The organism is Allobacillus saliphilus (genome assembly GCF_018138385.1).
Taxonomy (GTDB): domain Bacteria; phylum Bacillota; class Bacilli; order Bacillales; family Alkalibacillaceae; genus Allobacillus; species Allobacillus saliphilus.
The window spans coordinates 53,130-72,261 of the sequence record NZ_JAGSIE010000007.1; the positions used below are offsets into that span (position 1 = coordinate 53,130).

General features: G+C 37.5%; 15 protein-coding genes. 3 read left to right on the top strand and 12 right to left on the bottom strand.

What is annotated here, in order from left to right; translation table 11 throughout:
• Window position 1 precedes the first annotated feature (1 nt).
• The 4 genes from sigI to KC820_RS02610 are packed head-to-tail and all read right to left on the bottom strand — an operon-like array spanning window position 2 to window position 5,497.
• Window positions 2–733, bottom strand: coding sequence for an RNA polymerase sigma-I factor (sigI, locus tag KC820_RS02595; RefSeq protein WP_212367721.1), 732 nt, complete (start codon window positions 731–733; stop codon window positions 2–4).
• Between the two features lie 48 nt (window positions 734–781).
• Complete coding sequence (locus KC820_RS02600; RefSeq protein ID WP_212367724.1) at window positions 782–1,711, bottom strand: S1C family serine protease; 930 nt, start codon at window positions 1,709–1,711, stop codon at window positions 782–784.
• 26 nt (window positions 1,712–1,737) lie between these two features.
• Window positions 1,738–3,753 (bottom strand): ABC transporter ATP-binding protein, encoded by a 2,016-nt coding sequence (locus tag KC820_RS02605; RefSeq protein WP_212367727.1) that lies wholly within the window; start codon window positions 3,751–3,753, stop codon window positions 1,738–1,740.
• Complete coding sequence (locus KC820_RS02610; protein ID WP_212367730.1) at window positions 3,746–5,497, bottom strand: ABC transporter ATP-binding protein; 1,752 nt, start codon at window positions 5,495–5,497, stop codon at window positions 3,746–3,748. The genes KC820_RS02605 and KC820_RS02610 overlap by 8 nt, the downstream gene beginning before the upstream one ends.
• Window positions 5,498–5,992: 495 nt before the next feature.
• Between KC820_RS02610 and KC820_RS02615 the strand changes: the two genes are divergently transcribed.
• Genes KC820_RS02615 through KC820_RS02625 form a run of 3 tightly spaced genes read left to right on the top strand, consistent with a single transcriptional unit; the run spans window position 5,993 to window position 9,773 of the window.
• A complete protein-coding gene (locus KC820_RS02615) occupies window positions 5,993–7,519 on the top strand; it encodes a spore germination protein (protein WP_212367733.1) in 1,527 nt (508 codons plus the stop codon).
• Between the two features lie 8 nt (window positions 7,520–7,527).
• Window positions 7,528–8,628, top strand: a complete 1,101-nt coding sequence (locus tag KC820_RS02620) for a GerAB/ArcD/ProY family transporter (RefSeq protein WP_212367735.1) — start codon at window positions 7,528–7,530, stop codon at window positions 8,626–8,628.
• Entirely contained in the window at window positions 8,625–9,773 is a 1,149-nt protein-coding gene (locus KC820_RS02625; RefSeq protein WP_212367738.1) for a Ger(x)C family spore germination protein, read from the top strand. The genes KC820_RS02620 and KC820_RS02625 overlap by 4 nt, the downstream gene beginning before the upstream one ends.
• Before the next feature lie 87 nt (window positions 9,774–9,860).
• On the opposite strand, the gene KC820_RS02630 is transcribed toward KC820_RS02625, so the two are convergent.
• From KC820_RS02630 to KC820_RS02665, 8 genes are all read right to left on the bottom strand, one after another.
• A complete protein-coding gene (locus KC820_RS02630; protein WP_212367739.1) occupies window positions 9,861–10,934 on the bottom strand; it encodes an undecaprenyldiphospho-muramoylpentapeptide beta-N-acetylglucosaminyltransferase in 1,074 nt (357 codons plus the stop codon).
• A gap of 170 nt (window positions 10,935–11,104) precedes the next feature.
• Window positions 11,105–12,292 (bottom strand): NupC/NupG family nucleoside CNT transporter, encoded by a 1,188-nt coding sequence (locus KC820_RS02635; RefSeq protein WP_212367741.1) that lies wholly within the window; start codon window positions 12,290–12,292, stop codon window positions 11,105–11,107.
• A 187-nt stretch (window positions 12,293–12,479) separates the two neighbouring features.
• Window positions 12,480–13,235, bottom strand: coding sequence for a hypothetical protein (locus KC820_RS02640; protein WP_212367743.1), 756 nt, complete (start codon window positions 13,233–13,235; stop codon window positions 12,480–12,482).
• A gap of 62 nt (window positions 13,236–13,297) precedes the next feature.
• A complete protein-coding gene (gene opp4C, locus KC820_RS02645) occupies window positions 13,298–14,152 on the bottom strand; it encodes an oligopeptide ABC transporter permease (RefSeq protein WP_212367938.1) in 855 nt (284 codons plus the stop codon).
• 59 nt (window positions 14,153–14,211) lie between these two features.
• Window positions 14,212–15,177, bottom strand: coding sequence for an oligopeptide ABC transporter permease (gene opp4B, locus KC820_RS02650; RefSeq protein WP_212367745.1), 966 nt, complete (start codon window positions 15,175–15,177; stop codon window positions 14,212–14,214).
• A 36-nt stretch (window positions 15,178–15,213) separates the two neighbouring features.
• Window positions 15,214–17,007 (bottom strand): oligopeptide ABC transporter substrate-binding protein, encoded by a 1,794-nt coding sequence (gene opp4A / locus KC820_RS02655; protein WP_212367747.1) that lies wholly within the window; start codon window positions 17,005–17,007, stop codon window positions 15,214–15,216.
• A gap of 37 nt (window positions 17,008–17,044) precedes the next feature.
• Window positions 17,045–18,070 carry an ABC transporter ATP-binding protein gene (locus tag KC820_RS02660; RefSeq protein WP_212367749.1) on the bottom strand — a complete coding sequence of 342 codons (1,026 nt, stop codon included), beginning with the start codon at window positions 18,068–18,070 and terminating at the stop codon, window positions 17,045–17,047.
• Window positions 18,070–19,092: an ABC transporter ATP-binding protein gene (locus KC820_RS02665; protein ID WP_212367751.1), complete on the bottom strand. Its 1,023-nt coding sequence runs from the start codon at window positions 19,090–19,092 to the stop codon at window positions 18,070–18,072. The genes KC820_RS02660 and KC820_RS02665 overlap by 1 nt, the downstream gene beginning before the upstream one ends.
• Window positions 19,093–19,132 lie beyond the last annotated feature (40 nt).

The window sequence follows — 19,132 nt, forward strand, 5'->3', positions numbered from 1 at the left end:
GTTACACCTCCTTTACGTACTCTTTCAGATAAATAAAATCTTCATTGAGTAATATAAATACAGCAAGAATATACTTGCGATTTCGCTCAATTGTTTTTTTGCTGACGTTAACAAGGGGTAAAATTTTTTTAATCGGCAACCGCTTTTTTTCCATAACATATTGGCGTATTTCTGGTTGCTCGTATATAATCTTCGCAATCTTTTGAGCCTGTCGTTTCGCATCTTGGTGCTTCGGTGAAAATTTCACCAATTCTGCAAAAGATAGATTGTATTTACGTAATTGTTCGTTATATTCTTCGATTTCAATTTGTCTGTTCCAGGCGTGTTCGTTTTCGATAAATTGATTCTTTGAAAGCTCAGAAACACTTTTTTCATCGGTATACGTCTCATTCGTATCATCTGAATATTCAAGAGGAATCATTCGACGATGATGCTTTTGTTGACGAATGTAATCAATTACTTTTCTTGAAATCACCAGTCGGGCAAACGTAAAAAACGAACTACCCTTACCTGCTTGAAAAGAATCAATTGCTTCGTTAAAAGCAATTAAACCAATACTGAATTCATCGTCTTGCTTTTGATCGATATACCTTTTACAGACTTTCGACACACTGGTCGCGATGAAAGGCTGGTAGTCTTCAATAAGACGCTGACGAAGCTTTTCGTCTCCTGCTTGCACTTGGAGAACTTGTTGCTCGAGGGTTGTGTCATTTTTCTTCTGTCGGCTGAACACCCCTCATCACTCCCAACTCAATTATAGTTTTCGAATCTTTTATTCGCGTTAAGGCTGTTCTTTAGAAGATTTATCATTCGACTTCGGTAAAATGGTATCACCTGTTTGTTCAAGTAATGCTTCAATTGGAATAGCCAACCCGATTCGCCCATGCTCCGGGTCATCTTTTGTTGCATAAATAACACCGATAACCTGCCCATCCTCGGTCATGACAGGACTACCACTATTCCCTTTATAAACAGGTGCATCGAGCATGTACGCATCTTCTTCAATGGATACAGCATCTGTTTTTCCAATTATTTTTCCCTCGTTGGCTATTCCGCTAAACCGTAACGGGTTCCCGATAAAATAGATTGATTGTCCAGTTAAATCTCCTGGTTCTTCGTTGACTTCAAGATAAGGAAACTGACTTCCTTCTAAGTCCAAAACAGCTAAATCAATTTCTTCATATGTATGGATGACTTCAGCAGAATATGGGCCCTTCTCGTTCATATACACCCATAGTTGTTCTCTGTCCTCAATCACATGATGATTGGTAATGACATATCCTTCCGGGTGAACAGAAAATCCTGTACCCTTACTCGATCCTGTATCCACTAATGCAATGGATTGCTTGTGCGCTTGCATATCTTCATCCATGAATAACGTTACAGACGTTTGCAGAAAATCAATTGCAGGAATCGAAAATATTCTTGGTAAAGCTGCTCCTAAATTAATGACCATAAAAACAGCTATAAGCCAAAAAACCCATTTTGGAAACGGGGGGCCTTTTGGCTTGCTGTTATTAACTGTTTGTTTATGCATTCCTTTTTGTTCATGAATGATTTCACGAATTTCTTCTTCCGTAAGATTTTCATACAAATCGTGTTCATCCACAGTTTCAGGTGGAGATTGTTCGTTCAGAGAACGATCTTCCTGTGAATCGGAATTTACATCTCCGTGATTTGGCCTATGCTCATTTTGGTCTCTGTCACTCATCGTTCTTCCCTCATTTACCAAACGTCTTAGGAAACGCTTTCTGGCTGCCTGCCATGTTGCATTTCATACATCTTAAAGTATTCACCTTTTTCTTTCAACAAGGAATGGTGTTTCCCTTCTTCTATTATCTTACCATGTTTCAAGACAAAAATTTGATCAGCTTGCTGAATGGTTGATAGACGATGAGCAATGACTAATGTCGTTCGGCCTGATTTTAAAACATCCAACGCTTTCTGGATCATCGTTTCCGTTTCTGTATCAATGTTTGCCGTTGCTTCATCCAGAATAAGTATTGCCGGATCAAAAGCCAATGCTCTGGCAAACGATAGTAATTGACGCTGCCCCGTTGAAAATTCATTCCCTTTCTCTTTGACTGGTTCATCATATTGTAGAGGGAGCTGCTCGATAAACGTATCTGCTCCGACAGCTTTTAACGCTTGAATCGCATCCTCTCGTGAAATTGACGGATCATTCATCGTAATATTTGAAAGGATTGTTCCTGTGAATATAAACGGATCCTGAAGGACAATGCCAATATGTTGTCGCGCTTCCTGTCTCGACCCAACGGTGATATCCTTCCCGTCAATTCGAATTACGCCATGTGTCGGATCATAAAAACGGAATAACAAGTTCATTATCGTACTTTTACCAGAGCCTGTATGTCCGACAAACGCTGCAGTATCTCCAGGTTTTATGGTAAACGTAATATTTTTAAGCACATATTGATCCTTTTCATAAGCAAATGAAACTTGATCAAATGCAACCTTTCCATCATAGCGTTTTGAAGGTTTTTCTTTGACCGCCTCACCTGGTACATTCAATAATTCAAAAACCCGACTACCAGAAACGCGTGCTTGTTCTAATTGAGGGAGTTGACTAATAATACGCTCCACTGGCTCAAACAACCGGGTTAAATAATCGACGAATGCATATAGCACACCTGCTGTCACGATACTTGTCGCATTTAGTGATGCTCCACCGAAGTAAAGAATAAATACAACGAAAGCTAGATTTCTAAACAAATCGACGAGATTAAATGATGAGTAAGAAGTAAATGTGTTCATTCGTGTTTGGAAATCTCTTTTCTTTTCGTTTAACGCTTCAAATTCATCCTTCATTCGTTCTGTCTGATTGAAAGCTTGAATAATTGGCATACCTTGAATCGATTCATTAATATTCGCATTAATTTGGCTATTCGTTTCCCGGATGACACGGTTATACTTCCCACCGACTTTTTTATAGACCTTCATCCAAACGTATAAGATCGGTAAAAGTACAAGACAAATAGCCGCCAATTTTGCGTTCAATAAGAAGAGTGCGATAAATATGCCGGTGATATAAATAAATCCAGATGCGAAAACCTCTAACACTCGCTCATATAACTCTTTAATCGCTTCCGTGTCATTTGTCACTCTCGATAATATAGTTCCAGCTGGCTGATCGACAAAATATGAAACAGGCAATCGTTGCACATGTTCAAATGCGTCACCGCGCATTTCCTGAACAATCCGATTGGACACATATTGAAGCAAATACGTTTTGTAGTATAAAAAGACAGATGCAATGAGAATGAGACCCATATATAAGGCAAGAAGCCATAGAATCGGTTCTATTTCTCTTTTAAAGAATAGAAAGACTTCATTAGCTGCTAGCTTTTCACCAGTTGTCTGTATCGAACGTTCTTGATATTCGAACTGAAATTGTCCATTACTATTGTCAATTAGCTTCGCATCTAAAGGTACTCGATCATTTAAGAAGTAAAAGGATAACCCATCTTGAAATAGTGTAAAAACTTGATTTTGGTTCTCTCCTTGAAGTCTTTCTAATTGAATGCCATTAAAAGTGATTGCCGACTCATCTTCTGTTTCCACATAATGATTAGCAACAGCGACAATATGGTCGTCAATTAACTTTTTGGCAATGAATGGACCTGTGAGTTCCAGAGCAACCGCAATAATTAAACAAAATAGTCCAATAAAAATCGTTTTCTTAAATTGCATTGCATAATTAAATAAACGTTTTTCTGTTGATGGATTATTCATGCTGGCTCCCTCCTTCCATTTGTTGTTTTTTATATTGAGAATAATACCAGTTTTTATTGCGCATTAATTCATGATGACAGCCACGTTCAGTGATTTCCCCATCCTTGAGCACGATAATTTCATTAGCATGTTTCACCGCTGATAATCGGTGTGCAGCGATCAACGTTGTTTTACCTTTTCGTTCTTGCTTCAAATGTTCAATGATTTTTGCTTCGGTTTGACCGTCGACTGCCGATAACGAGTCATCTAGAATCAAAATCTCGGGATTTTTAATAAGTGCTCGCGCAAGTGATACCCGTTGTTTTTGTCCACCGGATAGTGTTACGCCACTTTCACCGACAAGTGTGCCGAGTCCCTCCGGCAATTCCTCAATATCCTTTTTTAAAGAAGCCATCTCTAAAATTCGGTAAATCTCCGCATCAGTTGCGTTTTCTTTTCCGAATAAAATATTTTCTCGAACCGTTTTGGAGAATAAAATATGGTCTTGTGGTACATAACCAATCCACTCACGCGTTTGTTCTAACGCATAGTCTTGAATTGGATGGTCATTGATGAAAACACTTCCCTCATCACATGGTGGATATTCCCGTAATAGTTGGCGAAACAAAGTCGTTTTACCTGCACCTGTTTTCCCAACAATTCCAACCGTTCCTCCTTTATCGATACGTAGTGAAACATCATTTAAGCTAGAGTCAGACGCATTTGGATAACGAAATGTAACATCGTCAAATATAATTTTTTCAACCCGCTCTACATGAATCGGATTCTTTGGATCGGATACATCCGCTTTTTGGGATAACAATTCTCCAGTACGATCAAGTGAAGCATTTCCCCGTTGCATGACATTAATCAATTCGCCAACTGCGAACATTGGCCAAATCAACATGCCCAAAAAAATGTTAAACGTAACCAGCTCGCCGATAGTTATGACACTCTGCATGACAAAAAAAGCTCCATAACCAATCCCAATCGTATAAGAAAGACCGACCAATACTTTGATGGTTGGTTCAAAAAGTGCATCCAACTTCGCAACTAAAATATTTCGTTGGAATACATCCTCTGCTTGCTCTTTAAACCTTTCCGTATCCCGGTTTTCTTGCACGAATGCTCGGATGACCCTTACACCTTGAATCGATTCGAGTGTATTATTATTCAAATCACTAAAGGCCGACTGTGCGTCCATAAAGCGCTCATGAATTTTTTTGCCGTATTGTTGCATAATGATTGCCATAATCGGCAAAGGAATAAGCGCAGCAAGAGTCAGTTTCCAATTGATCACAACCGCCATGACACCGATGATCAGAGCCATAAAGATAGTTGCATCGACTAACGTTAATATGCCGAAGCCTGCGGTGATGTTGAGCGCCCGTAGATCATTCGTACTACGAGCCATCAAATCACCCGTCCGGAAACGACTGTAGAAAGCCGCTGTCATACGCATAAAATGGTCCATTAGTTTTGAGCGCATTTTTTTCTCTAATAAAATCGCCCTTCCGAATAATGTGTAATCCCAATAAATAGACAGCAAATAGCTGACTGTCAATATAGAGATAAACAGAACAACATATTGCGTGAAGTTTTCCTGTGTAAGTCGGTTGTATTGAATTAAATCAATGACCTGACCGACCAGTATAGGTGGAATAACGCCTAAAATATTTACAATAATCAGTGCGGAAATCGCTAACGTATACCTTAGCCATTGCTCCTTAAAATACCATGATAATTTTCTAAATACGGAAATCATTTGATTCCCTCCTTTTAAACCTGTTCTCAATGACATAGATTGTTTTCGACTTGCTGTATTCGATTTTTAAAACATGCGCATAAGTGCACTCAGTAACCTGATTTTAGACACAAAAATGCCGTGGGTGATATAGCCCACGGCATGCGCATTCGATGAAAAGATTAAATCAACAATTCATTATTCATTCATCTTATAAGCATCTTAATAAATTGAACTTACAAAATGGATATGAACTGCTTAATCACGATCGACTCCAGCAAGGTCACGGACTTTTCGTGTACTATGCAATTTTACTTTGTTCATTTGTTTACTATTCAACATTTCCCTGACCTCCTTTAAATTGATTTGCTGTTAAGAGTATACCATTAAAAGTTAAGAATTCAACCACTTTTTTAAAAAATCTAATAAATAAAAGATAATCTTAAGACATCTGCTTACATAAATCCTCATTCAACTCACATACTACTTGAAAAGGATAATCAAGGGAGATTCTGTATGAAACGAAAATCAACGAAGAAAAAACAACAAAGTCTTTTTCCTTCTTCATTGGAAGTAGTGGAAGAAGATTTAAATGAAAAAGCGTTGAATAGTAGTCCAGATTTCACGATGAAAATAATTGAAACGGAAAGCGGGCAGCGGATTGGATTCTATTTTTTATATTCAATTATTAAACCGCAAGTATTGTACGAACAAATTATTTCGCCAGTACAAAAAGCGAAAAAAACATTAGATATCCAATCGATTGATAATATGATTGCGTTGCCGAATTCAAAAGAAGAAAATAAATTAGACGAGATTGGCAAGAAACTTCTTCAAGGTGCCGTATGTATTTATATCGAAAACGACCAAACATGTCTCATGCACTCTGCCCCACTGCAAGAGCATCGGTCGATTGATCGAGCAGAAACAGAATCACTCATTTTTGGTCCGCAAATGGCTTTTACTGGGTCAATCGAAACAAATCTAAATATGGTTCGTAACATGATCGACACACCTCAGCTAAAGATTGAACGATTTATTCTAGGGAATAAAATTCCGAATGAAATTCAAATGATGTACATGGATGACATTGCAAACGAAGAAAACATTAACGAGTTAAGAAATCGACTTACTTCCTTGCAGAGTGAAGATATAATGAATGCTTCTGTTCTGAGTCAAAAAATAGAAGATAATCCGTATTCCTTTTTCCCTCAGTATATTGTTACGGAATTGCCTGACCGTTTTACGTACAGTATCAAAGAAGGGAAAATTGGTATCCTCGTTGATAATAGTTCAGCAGGAATTATCGCTCCGATTACATTTTCGAGCTTTTTTGAATCAACAGACGATATTTATGGTCGATGGATTATCGGTTCATTTACACGTTTAATGCGCATGTTTGCCATGATTCTATCGATTACGTTAACACCTTTATATGTCGCTGCATTAACCTTTCATTATGAAGTCATTCCAGAAGCGCTGTTACTGTCACTCGGTGAATCACGTAACCGGGTACCATTTCCTCCGTTAATGGAAACGATAATCTTAGAAACCATGATGGAATTCATTCGGGAAGCAGGTGCTCGCTTACCGACAAAAGTAGGACAAACAATGGGTATTGTCGGCGGTATTGTTATCGGACAGGCGGTTGTTCAAGCCGGATTTACGAGTAATATATTGATTATTTTAGTCGCATTAAGCGCACTTGCTTCCTTTACGACACCTGATTACGTCATGGGGACGTCTTTACGCATATTACGGTTCCCTATTATTTTACTTGCGGGAACATTTGGTTTCGTCGGGATCTTTTTCACGGTAGCTTTTATCATAATTCATTTACTGCGGCTTCGTTCGTTGCATCGTCCATATACAGCACCGATTTATCCATTTAGATTCTTCGACTTTGACCAGTCCCAAGTTCGCGTTCCATTTGTTTTGAACAAGCGACGTGCCGCATCGCATCTTCCGAAAAAAACGAAACGGAAAAAGAAGACGTATGGTCATTCGCTATTTAAGACAAAAGGAAAAGACATCGATGAATAGGTGATTAAATGAAGAATCCAGTTAATATCCCTACACACTTAAAATTTCGTGCTAGTTATTTGTTCTTTATTATATTTAATATATTGATTGGTGTAGGGATCGTTGCATATCCGAGTAGAGTTTTTCAGTATGCCAAGCAAGATAGTTGGCTGGTGCTAATTTTAGTAGCAATCATTGTTCATTTAATTTTGGCTATCATCATCTTTATTTTGAGAACTTATCAAGATACCGACCTATATGGAATTTTACAAGAGACATTCGGTAACTGGTTTGCTAAGTTAATTTGCTACTTGTTCATCATTTATTTCTTTACTGTATACTTAAGCGCACTTGCAAAGTATACCGAGTTTATTGTCGTTTTCATTTTTCCTCAACTTTCAAAGTTCATTATCGGATTCTTTATTACAATTTTAATAGCTTACAGCATTTATGGCGGAATACGCGTGATTGTCGGAGTTTCTTTCATCTTTTTCTTTCTGACTTTCTTTGTCTTTGCGTTATTGGTTGTCCCTGCTAGCATGATCGATATTAATAATTATTTCCCATTATTCGAAGTCAGTCGAAAAGAAGTGTTTGAAGGAATGCTTCTTTCAACATATTCTTTTATAGGAATTGAAGTTTTATGGTATTTGTATCCTTATATTCGAAACAAAGAGAAAACGATGCTTTATAGTCAATTAGGTCTCTTTGCGGCTACAATTTTACTTTTAATAAATGTAATTATTTCCATCGGATTTTTTGCACCAAAGCAACTAGAGTCACTGATTTGGCCTGTATTAGGCATGTATAAAATAATTTCTTTTTCCATCTTTGAAAGACTTGATATTTTCGCTGTTTCTTATTGGATCTTTATTATCTTGCCAAACTTAATTTTGTATGCTTGGTTAATCACACGTAGTCTCAAAAGAATACACCAAATTAAGCAGAAGCATTCAATCTGGGCAATTATTATTTTATCGGCAATAGGTTTATACTTCATTCAATCTTCAATAAAATTAGAAGCTCTTTTGGATGTTGCTGACATTTCCAGTATATTCTTTGTGTTTTTATTTCCGATACTTTTATTTCCTTTTGCAATCATCAAAAGAATTAGGGGTACTAAAAAATGAAAATGAAAATTAAAAAATTTTTTCTAATCTTAAGTATCGTGGTGTTATTAACTGGATGTGCAGAAGAACGAGTACTAGAAGATTTAGGAATTATTACTACTGCCGGATTTGATAAAGGTGAAGACGGTCCAGAAGTATTTGGTACATTTATAACTTATAAGTTTAGTCAACAATTAAGCAATGTGAATTCTCCAATACACTCATCTGGTCGAACAGCTCAAGATGCTTTTCATCTTGCCTTTGCAAAAACAGCAAAAAAATTAGTTACCGGACAACTAAGGGCTGTCGTCTATGGACCTGATCTCGCTAAAGAAGGCATTTGGCCTCACTTAGACACATTGCAACGAAACCAATTCGTTTCTGATTTAGTATATATAACCGTTTCGGAAATGCCATCAAGAGAAGTGCTCAATGCTCAAGTGTTTGAAGAAGCGCCTAATGTTGGTATTTATATTTATCGGTTACTGGATCAGGTGATTGGGAAGGAAGAGATTGTTGATAGTAGCTTACATGAATTTATTAAAAATTATTTAAAGGTTGGAGTCGATCCAATCACTCCAGTCTTATCAATAGAAGAAGATCGGGTGATTGTTACAGGACTTGGTTTATTCCAGGATGACCGATTTATCGATACGATTGATTTACATGAAGCCTTTTATGTCCGATTGATTCTTGATGAATTTAAAGCTGGAGAGTTACAAATTGAGTTACCCACAGAGAACTATCGTCAATTCATGGAAGATTTTGAGCCTTCTCCTGAAGAAGAAACATTTGAAATTACAATGCAGCAAATCAAGAGTGCTTCTCAGATCTCACCAAAAGACTCAGGAAAATATCACTTTAGTATAAAGATAAGATTTGAAGGTGATATTAGAGAGCTTACTAAAGAATTGGATTTGGAAAGCAAAGAAGTCATCCATATGCTTGAAAAAGATATGGCAAAAAAAATTGAGGAAAATATAAGTAAACTGTTAGAAAAAACACAAGAATTGAATGTAGATTCTTTAGGTTTCGGGACTTTTTGGAACGCTAAATTTAAAGGAGATAAAAAATTAACGGAGGAGGAATGGAGAAAAGAATATCCAAACTTTCAATTTGATATCGATGTCACAACAGAAATACTTCGTAATGGAATCACACAGTAACCGGTAATTATCGTAATGATGTGAGCATTTCGATTTCTTAAAAATAGAAACCCGAATGATGCAACTAAATGCACATTCGGGTCTTAGTTATTTTTTCATCGTTTCTTTAATTAATTGAATAACTTCATCTTTTGTTTTTCTCGGTTCATATTTTGCCATATAGTCTTTATAACGGAACCGCTCATTATATAACTCATTCACATGATCGACTAGTCGGTCTCCGTCAAGTTCTTCCTCTTGTAACACCGAAGCGAATCCTTGTTTTTCAAAGGACTCTGCGTTTAGTAGTTGATCTCCACGGCTTGCTTGTAAAGATAACGGAATCAATAGCATTGGCTTACGCAAAGCTAAAAACTCAAAAATGGAGTTAGCACCAGCTCTAGAAATGACAATATCGCTAATTGCCAGCAAGTCCTTTAATTCATCTGTGACATATTCATATTGAACGTAGCTTTCTTGTTGGATAGACGAATCAATATTCCCTTTGCCGCATAAGTGGATTATCTGAAATTTTTCAGTTAGCGTTTGCAGTTTATTTCTAATTGCTTCATTCATTTTGACAGATCCAACACTTCCGCCCATCACTAAGAGAACAGGTTTCTTCTGTGTAAATCCAGTAAATGAATATGCCTGCTCACGATTGCCTTGAAATAGTTCTTCACGAATAATTGCGCCGACATACTTCGCCTTCTCTTCCGGTAAATACTTCACCGTTTCCGGGAAGTTCGTCAAAATATACCGTGCAAACTTTGAAGCGACTTTATTCGCTAGACCTGGTGTAATATCTGATTCATGGATTATGGCCGGTACGTTTTTAAATTTCGATGCGATGACAACGGGTACTGATACAAACCCACCTTTGGAAAAGACGATCGAAGGCTTTATTTTTTTTATTAACCGATTGGATTGATAGACGCCTTTCATCACTTTAAATGGGTCTTTTATATTTTCTTTTGACAAATATCTCCGAAGCTTTCCAGTTGAAATTGCGTGATAAGTCACCCCAGATAATCCTTCGATTAGCTCACGTTCAATACCTTCATAAGAACCGACATAATGAACATCATATCCCTCTTCCACAAACTCGGGAATTAGTGCCAGATTGACGACGACATGACCAGCCGTCCCACCTCCGGTAAATAAAATCGTTTGTTTTCCCACTCATTCCCATCCTTTCTGCTTTTATGTCTTAGGCTATTTTTATACTTTATTCATTATACTATTCTATGGTCAATTTTCCATTATTACTTTCATATTTGCTACATAACCAGAACAGCATTAAAAAACTGCACCTACAATGGAATTCATGTAGATGCAGTATTATTGAAGTATTAAACAAACAATCCAGCAATTGTTGCAGATAGGACAGATGCAAGAGTCGCACCAACTAATAACTTCATTCCGAAGCGGGACACGATTCTCCCTTTTTCAGAACTAATCCCAGCAACAGTACCGGCAATAATACCAATGGAGCTAAAGTTTGCAAAGCTTGTCAAGAATACAGAAACAATAGCTTTCGTTTTAGCGGAGAACTGTGCGGAGATATCTCCATATTGAGACATCGCAACAAATTCGTTTGTAATAATTTTTGTTCCCATTAAACTACCTGCATTAATGACTTCATCCATTGGAACACCCATTAAGAAAACAAGTGGCGCAAGAACATAACCTAAAATTTGTTGTAATGTTACTCCAGTGAAAATACTACCGATGATCCAGTTGACAAGCTCTAGAGATGCTAAAAATGCAATTAACATAGCAGCAACGATTAAAGCAATTTTACCCCCGTCTAATGCACCATTCGCCATAGCTTCAAATACACTTTTTGCGCCGGAAACATCCTTTACATCAACTTCATCATCTTCTTCTTCTGTTTTTACAGGCGCAATAATTGAAGCAACAATTAAAGCACTGAACATGTTTAATGGTAGCGCAACCAAAACATACTGTGGTGGAATCATCGTCATGTATGCACCAACGATCGAAGCTGATACAGAACCCATTGCAGACGCACTGACAATATACAAACGGTTATCTGTTAATCGATGAAACTGTGATTTTATGCCAAGTAATGCCTCCGATTGACCGAAGAACAAACTGTTAACCGCGTTAAATGATTCAATTTTAGGTAAACCAGTAATCTTAGACAAGACAGCACCGACATATTTAATAGTAATCGGTAAAATTCTTATATACGTTAAAACAGACAATATCGTTGCGAAAAAGATAATAATCATCAAGACATCGAAAAGGAATACTTGATCACCCGATATCTCAATCCCTCCGATAACAAATTCTGCACCGGAACGTCCAAATGAGATGAGTTTATTAAATAAGTCAGAAATCCATAAAATAATCTTTTCTCCAATTGAAGTATTAAACATAAACCAGGTAATAATCACCTGTGCAACTAACATAATCCCTATACCTTTGAAGGGTATGTATTTTTTATCATTTGATAATAACCATGCTAGCCCCAACACAAGAGCTATTGCGACAATGGCTAATATAATTCCCATTTCGTCTCCTCCTCATAAATAGAACAAAAAAAGATTTTAAACTATTTTTAAATGTATCAAGAAATAAGTTTTTAAGCAATAGAAAAGGGGAACAAAATTATATTACTTTTAGTTCTTCTCATTGTTTTTTTAGAGGTACCTCAGTATCATTTTGAATAACTTTTCTTCTTAACAAATTAGTCGAATTTTAAATCATTACTGTTTTCGCAGAGATATTTACAGAAGTGGGGAATTGATTAAGAATCGCTTCACCTAGTGAACTAGTCAGTGAACCTTGTTTTCGAACTTCATATAAAGTGTAATCATGACCTTTCTTAGCATACTCATAAAGGTAATTTAAGATCGAACGATACTCATCTGTTGAAATTCTTCCATCACTGATGTGTTCAATGGAAAAAAACCAATGTATCGTGTCATCTTTCATTAAATCATGTAGTTGCCTTAGACAATTGCTAATCGATGTAGATCCTTCAATCGTTGGTAAGTTCAATTGTTTTGACCAGGAAAAGATCGAATCACGATGATAAAGAAAGAACGTTAGGTGTTTAGAAGAATTTAAGTTTACAGGTAACTTGTTTGAATTCAGCAGGTGATTCATCGAATTAGAACAATCAATCAAGATTATTTTGATTATTTGCTCTAGTTTACATTCACGTATCAATGGATAGCGATAGGTGACTGTATCTTCGAAAGAAAATGGTAAACTCACTGCTTTCAATAAAGTATTTTTCTTATCAAATATTTTACGTGGATAACTATTTTTTTCATTTTCATATTTCTTTAATTCCTGCAGAAAGTTTTCCATATTAAATGGATAAACAGGTGTGTGAGATGAAGAAATCCCTTCTATTCGTTTCGTTTTTCCTTCATCTAGATCATTTGGTTCGTGACCATGGAGAATAGTTGGTATATTTTTCATCCATTTTTCAAGATCGTCAAACAATTAATCACTCCTCACGCAAAAAAACTCGCTCATTAATATGTAGTTAATGAGCGAGTTATGATTTAACGATAAGATTTTGGATTCAACGCATCTTTAATTCCTTCACCGATAAAGTTAATTGACAGGATTGTCAAAACTAATACGATTCCGGGCGGCGCCCAAATCCATGGCATATGTTGCAATACATCCGATTCTTGGGAAGCCTTTAACATATTTCCCCAACTTGGTGTTGATGAAGGTACACCGAAACCAAGGTAACTTAAACCGGATTCTACTACAATCATATTTGCAAAGAGAATAGTTGATTGAACAATAATTGTAGATAAAATGTTTGGTAGTAAGTGTTTAGTAATAACTTTAAACGGGTTCGTACCAATTGATACTGCCGCTAACACATACTCATTTTCTTTCTCCGTCAATACTTTACTACGAACAAGACGAGCAACACCGCCCCAACTTAGTACACTAATGACAAGGATTAAAACCCAAACACCATCTACTTCTCCGAATAAAATTGCACTTAGTACGATTACGAAAACTAAGAATGGAAAGTTCAAAACGAAATCCGTAAAACGCATTAAGATACTATCAATCTTTCCTCCGAAATACCCGGCGATTGAACCGACGATTGTTCCGAAAATAGTAACCGCCACAGTACAGGCCATTCCGACTAGCAATGAAACTCGTCCACCATATAATAGTCTCGTAAAGACATCACGGCCACTTTTATCTGTTCCAAACCAATGATCAGCAGATGGAGGTAGCTCCATTTGACCGATATTAACAAGACTTATATCTGCTGTCGTAATATAAGGTGCCAAAAATGAAATGATAATGATAAATAATAAATAAGCTAAACTGATCATAGCCAATTTATTCTTAACAAATTTTCTTCTGGCTATCGCCCATGGCGACATATTTTTTTGTGGCTTTGGTGTAGCGTTAGTAATAGTATTGGTTTCCACAGCCACTCCTCCTAATCTATGCGAATTCTCGGATCCACTATTCCATATAGCAAATCTGCGACTAAGTTTCCTATTAATACAAGTAACGAGAAGAACATTGTTAATGTCATCAATACGGAGTAATCACGGTTGTTCACTGAGTTTAAAAATAATGTTCCTATCCCAGGATACGTAAATATTGCTTCTGTGATGACCGCACCGTTAACAATAGTTACAATGTCGAATCCTAAAAACGTTATTAGAGGTATTAAGGAATTTCTTAAAATATGACTGTTATAGATTTTCGATTCTGAAGTACCTTTTGCTCTTGCTGTTCGGACAAAATCTTTTCGACTACTTTCAATGATATCGTTACGTAAAAACTGAGTGTAACTAGCGGTACTTAATGCACCAAGTACGATTGCAGGTGCTAACACATAATGGAATCGACTAATCCAGTATTCTAATGTACCTGGCTGAAGTCCAATTTCATGTGAACCACCAAACGGAATCCACCCTAACTTAAAAGAGAAGAAATAAATTATGACGACCCCAGCAATATAGTTTGGAACTGCTAAGCCAAAATAATTTAACCCGCCGATGAAATGATCTAATTTTGAGTAAGCTTTTCTCCCTGCAGTCATTCCCATTGCGAAAGCAAAGATATATGTAATGACAATCGAACTTATACCCAGAAACAACGTGTTCAGCATTCGAGATTTAACGAGTTCTGAGACTTGTACTTTGTACTGTGTAGATTTACCAAAGTCTCCTTGTACAAAATTGGTAACCCAAGTCCAATATTGAACATGAATTGGATCGTTATATCCTAATTTTTCTCTCATTTCCTCAATGTACTCTGGATCAGAATTCGTTGGATCAATTTCTCCACCAAGTGGATCCCCTGGCATAAACATTGCCAGGGAAAACACTACAATGGAGATAAGGAGTAGCATTGGAATCATGCCTAGTAATCTTCGGAGTGTATATTTTAACATGTAAATTCTCCTTATCGTTTCATACTAACGGATGGTTTACTTATCTGCTCCGTCTGTAACAAACCAGTTCATAGCGTTGTTGAATCCTGTTACATCATATTCAAGTCCGCCTACACGTTCGTTGACAGCGTAAACTTCTTCAAGCTCACCAATGATTAAAGCAGGAGCTTCTTCGTTTACAAGTTTCTGCCATTCAGTGTATACGTCTTTACGTTTGTCTTTATCATCACCCACAACTTCTACATCAAGTGCATCTTCTAGAAGTTGGTCAGCTTCTTCATTGTTGAAACGTGGGTAGTTCCATAGTTGATCAGATGCCCATAGTGCAGTTGGGTCTGGATCAGCACCGACACTCCATCCACCGAAGAATGCTTCGATTGCAGGATCATCGTTTTCAATCATTTCATAATAGTTTTGTACTTCTACCATTTCTAATTCAGATTTGACACCGACAGCTTCCCACTGCTGAACAAGTGCTTGTGCACGAGTTTCAAATGATGGGTTACCCGTATCATAGTGAGAGAATGATAAGACAAACTCATTTCCTTCAGGGTCTTCTACGAATCCATCACCGTTCGTATCTTCATAACCTGCTTCAGCTAGCAATTCTTTAGCTTTTTCAGTAGAGTATTCGTATTGTTTCAAGTCATCGTTATCTGCAGCAATCCAGTGAGACGTAGGGATTGGTGCGTTAAGTGTTTTACCATAACCACCGAAGAATGTTTCGATCCACTGTTCACGGTCGATTGCATGCCATAGTGCTTGACGTAACTTTTTGTTACTATATTTTTCCTTATCTTCAACGATTTCTCCAGCTTCTTTATCAAATACACCTAGCTTGAATCCTACATAGTAGTAAGAAACACCTGGGTAAGTAATAACAGAAACGTTGTCTAAAGCGTCTGCTTCTTTACCTTGAGTTGGGTGAACTGGAACCATGTCAACTTCGCCGTTCTCAAGTGCACCAATTACAGAAGTGTTGGCTACAACACGAACTGTCAGCCCATCTAAGTGTGGCTCGCCTTGCCAGTAATCTTCGTTCTTTTCTAACTCATAATATTCACCAGCAGATGTATTTTTTACTTTGAAAGGTCCTGTTCCAACGATTTCAGTCATAGAAGGAGCGGATTCTTCCATTTCAGCAACTTCGATTCCTTCGAATGCTGTCTGGTTCATTGGGTTTGTCCATAGGTTCAATAGGTTGTTTACACGCGCTTTATCAAAAGTAATTTCAATTTCATAATCACTCTTAACATTCAAACCTGAAATTTCTTCAGCATTACCTTCACGGAAATCAGCAGCACCTTCGATCGTTTGAACGTTTGCCCAACGAGGTCCTGTATAATCAGGGTGTGCTAGCGTTTCGATTGCGAATACCCAGTCATTAACAGTTAATTCGTCACCGTTATGCCATTTTACGCCTTCTTTAATCGTGAAATTATATGTTTTTTGATCTTCTGTTTCCCATTCCGCTAAGTGAGGAATTGGATTGAATTCTTCATCATATTCAATGAATCCTTCTTGAACAAACTGGTTGATCTCAGCTTCAGTAGATGATCTATAGAAGTTGATATCAAGTGGACCAGATGGTTCTGAGTCAATTGCATAAATCAATGTTCCTCCATCAACTGGTTCACCATCACCAGAAGCCTCTTCTGAACCTTCTTCCGAGGACTCTTCCTCTGTACCTTCTTCTGAGGATTCATCAGAAGATTCTTCTTCTGTACCCTCATCTTCATTGCCTTGCTCTTCACTATCATCCCCGCCACAAGCAGCTAGGAACATTGCAAGAACAAGCATCATGGCAACTAGCCAATAAGATTTCTTCATTTTCTTTCCCCCTGTTTTTTGAATATTAATTGACTTCTTAATCATAAAGGATGCAAGCTACGTGATGACCTGGCTTCACCTCCTTTAAAGTTGGCCTGATTTCTGAGCATTCCTCTTTAGCCATCGGACACCTCGTATGGAACGGACATCCGCTTGGTGGATTAGAAGGGCTTGGTACGTCACCTTCCAATACGATCCTTTCCTTTTTCATCTTTGGATTAGGATGAGGTATGGCAGAAATTAATGCCTGCGTATAAGGATGAAGTGGTTCATTGTAAATCGATTCGTTATCGGCCAATTCCACTAGGTTTCCAAGATACATAACTCCGATTCGATCACTCATATGCTTTACAACACTTAGGTCGTGCGCGATAAATAAATATGTAAGATCAAATTCATCCTGGAGATCCATTAATAGATTCAAAACTTGTGATTGTACCGAAACATCTAATGCTGAAACAGGCTCATCAGCGATGATAAATTTCGGGTTCAAAGCAAGCGCTCGGGCAATCCCAATCCTTTGCCGTTGTCCACCTGAAAATTCATGTGCATATTTGTCATAAGCATCTTGTGGAAGGCCGACTCGTGTCAACAAGTTCCTTACTTCTTCTTCAATTTCTTTTTTACTTTTACCTGTATTATAGTTACGGATCGGTTCGGCAACGATTTCACCGACATTCTGCATTGGATTCAACGATGCATAGGGATCTTGGAATACCATTTGAAAGTCTTGTCTTTTTTTGCGAAGTTTATTACCAGCTAGATTAGTAATGTTTTCGCCATCGAAAATAATTTCCCCTTCAGTTGGTTTCAACAAGCGTAGGAGTGTTCGACCAGCTGTCGATTTCCCACACCCCGATTCACCGACAAGTCCAAATGTTTCTCCCTTTTTAATATTGAAACTAATGTCATCGACGGCTTTCACATGTCCTACTGTTCTTCTGAAAAATCCACCTTTAATTGGATAATAGGTTTTAAGATTTTTGACCTCGAGAATATTTTCTTTTGCGTCACGTTGTTCTTTTCTAACTTCCGCATTTGTGAATGTCTCAGTTGTCGCCATTACGCATTCGCCCTTTCTTTTGGTCGGCTTTCATCGTATAAGATACATGCCACTTCGTGACCGTCTTTCACTTCGCCAAGTAATGGTGTAATCGTCGTGCATTCCGGCATTGCTCTTGCACAACGGTCGGCAAATTTACATCCTACCCGCGGCATGTTTTTTAACGATGGTACGATTCCTGGAATGGAACCGAGTCGTTCTTGTTTTTCAGCCATTTTCGGAATGGAATCAATCAATTTTTCTGTATATGGATGTTTTGGATTTTCAAACAGCTCTTCTACAGTGGTTTTCTCAACAATCTCTCCAGCATACATAACAATTACATCATCACACATTTCAGCAACTACACCTAGATCGTGGGTGATAAGTACAATTGCCATGTCATTAATTGATTGAACTTCTTTTAAAAGATCAAGAATCTGTGCTTGAACAGTTACATCAAGTGCTGTTGTAGGTTCATCAGCAATCAGTAATTGCGGTTGGCAAGCAATAGCCATTGCAATCATGACACGCTGTCTCATACCGCCTGATAATTGGTGTGGATATTCCTGAACGACATCGTCAGGTCTTGAAATGCCTACACTCCGAAGTAATGAAACAGATTTTTGTCGTGCTTCCTTCTTTGAAATTTTGAAATGATTAAACAAAACTTCTTCGAGTTGGAAACCGATTGTAAAGACTGGGTTTAATGCAGTCATTGGTTCCTGGAAAATCATTGATATATCTTTGCCGCGAATCTTATTCATTTCTTTATCGTTATAGTTGGTAATATCTTTTCCATCTAAAAGAATTTGTCCACCTTTTATTTTGCCGATTCCTTTCGGTAGTAAATGCATAATCGATAATGACATGACACTTTTACCACAACCGGATTCTCCTACAACACCAACGATTTTGCCACGATCGACAGTAAATGAAACATCATCTACGGCGTTGTAGTACTCCCCGTCAATCGGAAAAGCCGTTTCCAAATTCTTTACTTCTAGAAGTGGGGCTTTATTTTCTTTAGTATGTTCGCTCATCGAAAGCACCTCTGTTGTTTTAGAATAATTCAGAATCTTA

What these genes read in the sequence shown, in the direction of transcription:
- KC820_RS02600 (WP_212367724.1), bottom strand. Translation starts at nt 1,711, where the DNA reads ATGAGTGACAGAGACCAAAATGAGCATAGGCCAAATCACGGAGATGTA.
- KC820_RS02605 (WP_212367727.1), bottom strand. Translation starts at nt 3,753, where the DNA reads ATGAATAATCCATCAACAGAAAAACGTTTATTTAATTATGCAATGCAA.
- KC820_RS02610 (WP_212367730.1), bottom strand. Translation starts at nt 5,497, where the DNA reads ATGATTTCCGTATTTAGAAAATTATCATGGTATTTTAAGGAGCAATGG.
- KC820_RS02615 (WP_212367733.1), top strand. Translation starts at nt 5,993, where the DNA reads ATGAAACGAAAATCAACGAAGAAAAAACAACAAAGTCTTTTTCCTTCT.
- KC820_RS02620 (WP_212367735.1), top strand. Translation starts at nt 7,528, where the DNA reads ATGAAGAATCCAGTTAATATCCCTACACACTTAAAATTTCGTGCTAGT.
- KC820_RS02625 (WP_212367738.1), top strand. Translation starts at nt 8,625, where the DNA reads ATGAAAATGAAAATTAAAAAATTTTTTCTAATCTTAAGTATCGTGGTG.
- KC820_RS02635 (WP_212367741.1), bottom strand. Translation starts at nt 12,292, where the DNA reads ATGGGAATTATATTAGCCATTGTCGCAATAGCTCTTGTGTTGGGGCTA.
- opp4C (WP_212367938.1), bottom strand. Translation starts at nt 14,152, where the DNA reads ATGTCGCCATGGGCGATAGCCAGAAGAAAATTTGTTAAGAATAAATTG.
- opp4B (WP_212367745.1), bottom strand. Translation starts at nt 15,177, where the DNA reads ATGTTAAAATATACACTCCGAAGATTACTAGGCATGATTCCAATGCTA.
- opp4A (WP_212367747.1), bottom strand. Translation starts at nt 17,007, where the DNA reads ATGAAGAAATCTTATTGGCTAGTTGCCATGATGCTTGTTCTTGCAATG.
- KC820_RS02660 (WP_212367749.1), bottom strand. Translation starts at nt 18,070, where the DNA reads ATGGCGACAACTGAGACATTCACAAATGCGGAAGTTAGAAAAGAACAA.
- KC820_RS02665 (WP_212367751.1), bottom strand. Translation starts at nt 19,092, where the DNA reads ATGAGCGAACATACTAAAGAAAATAAAGCCCCACTTCTAGAAGTAAAG.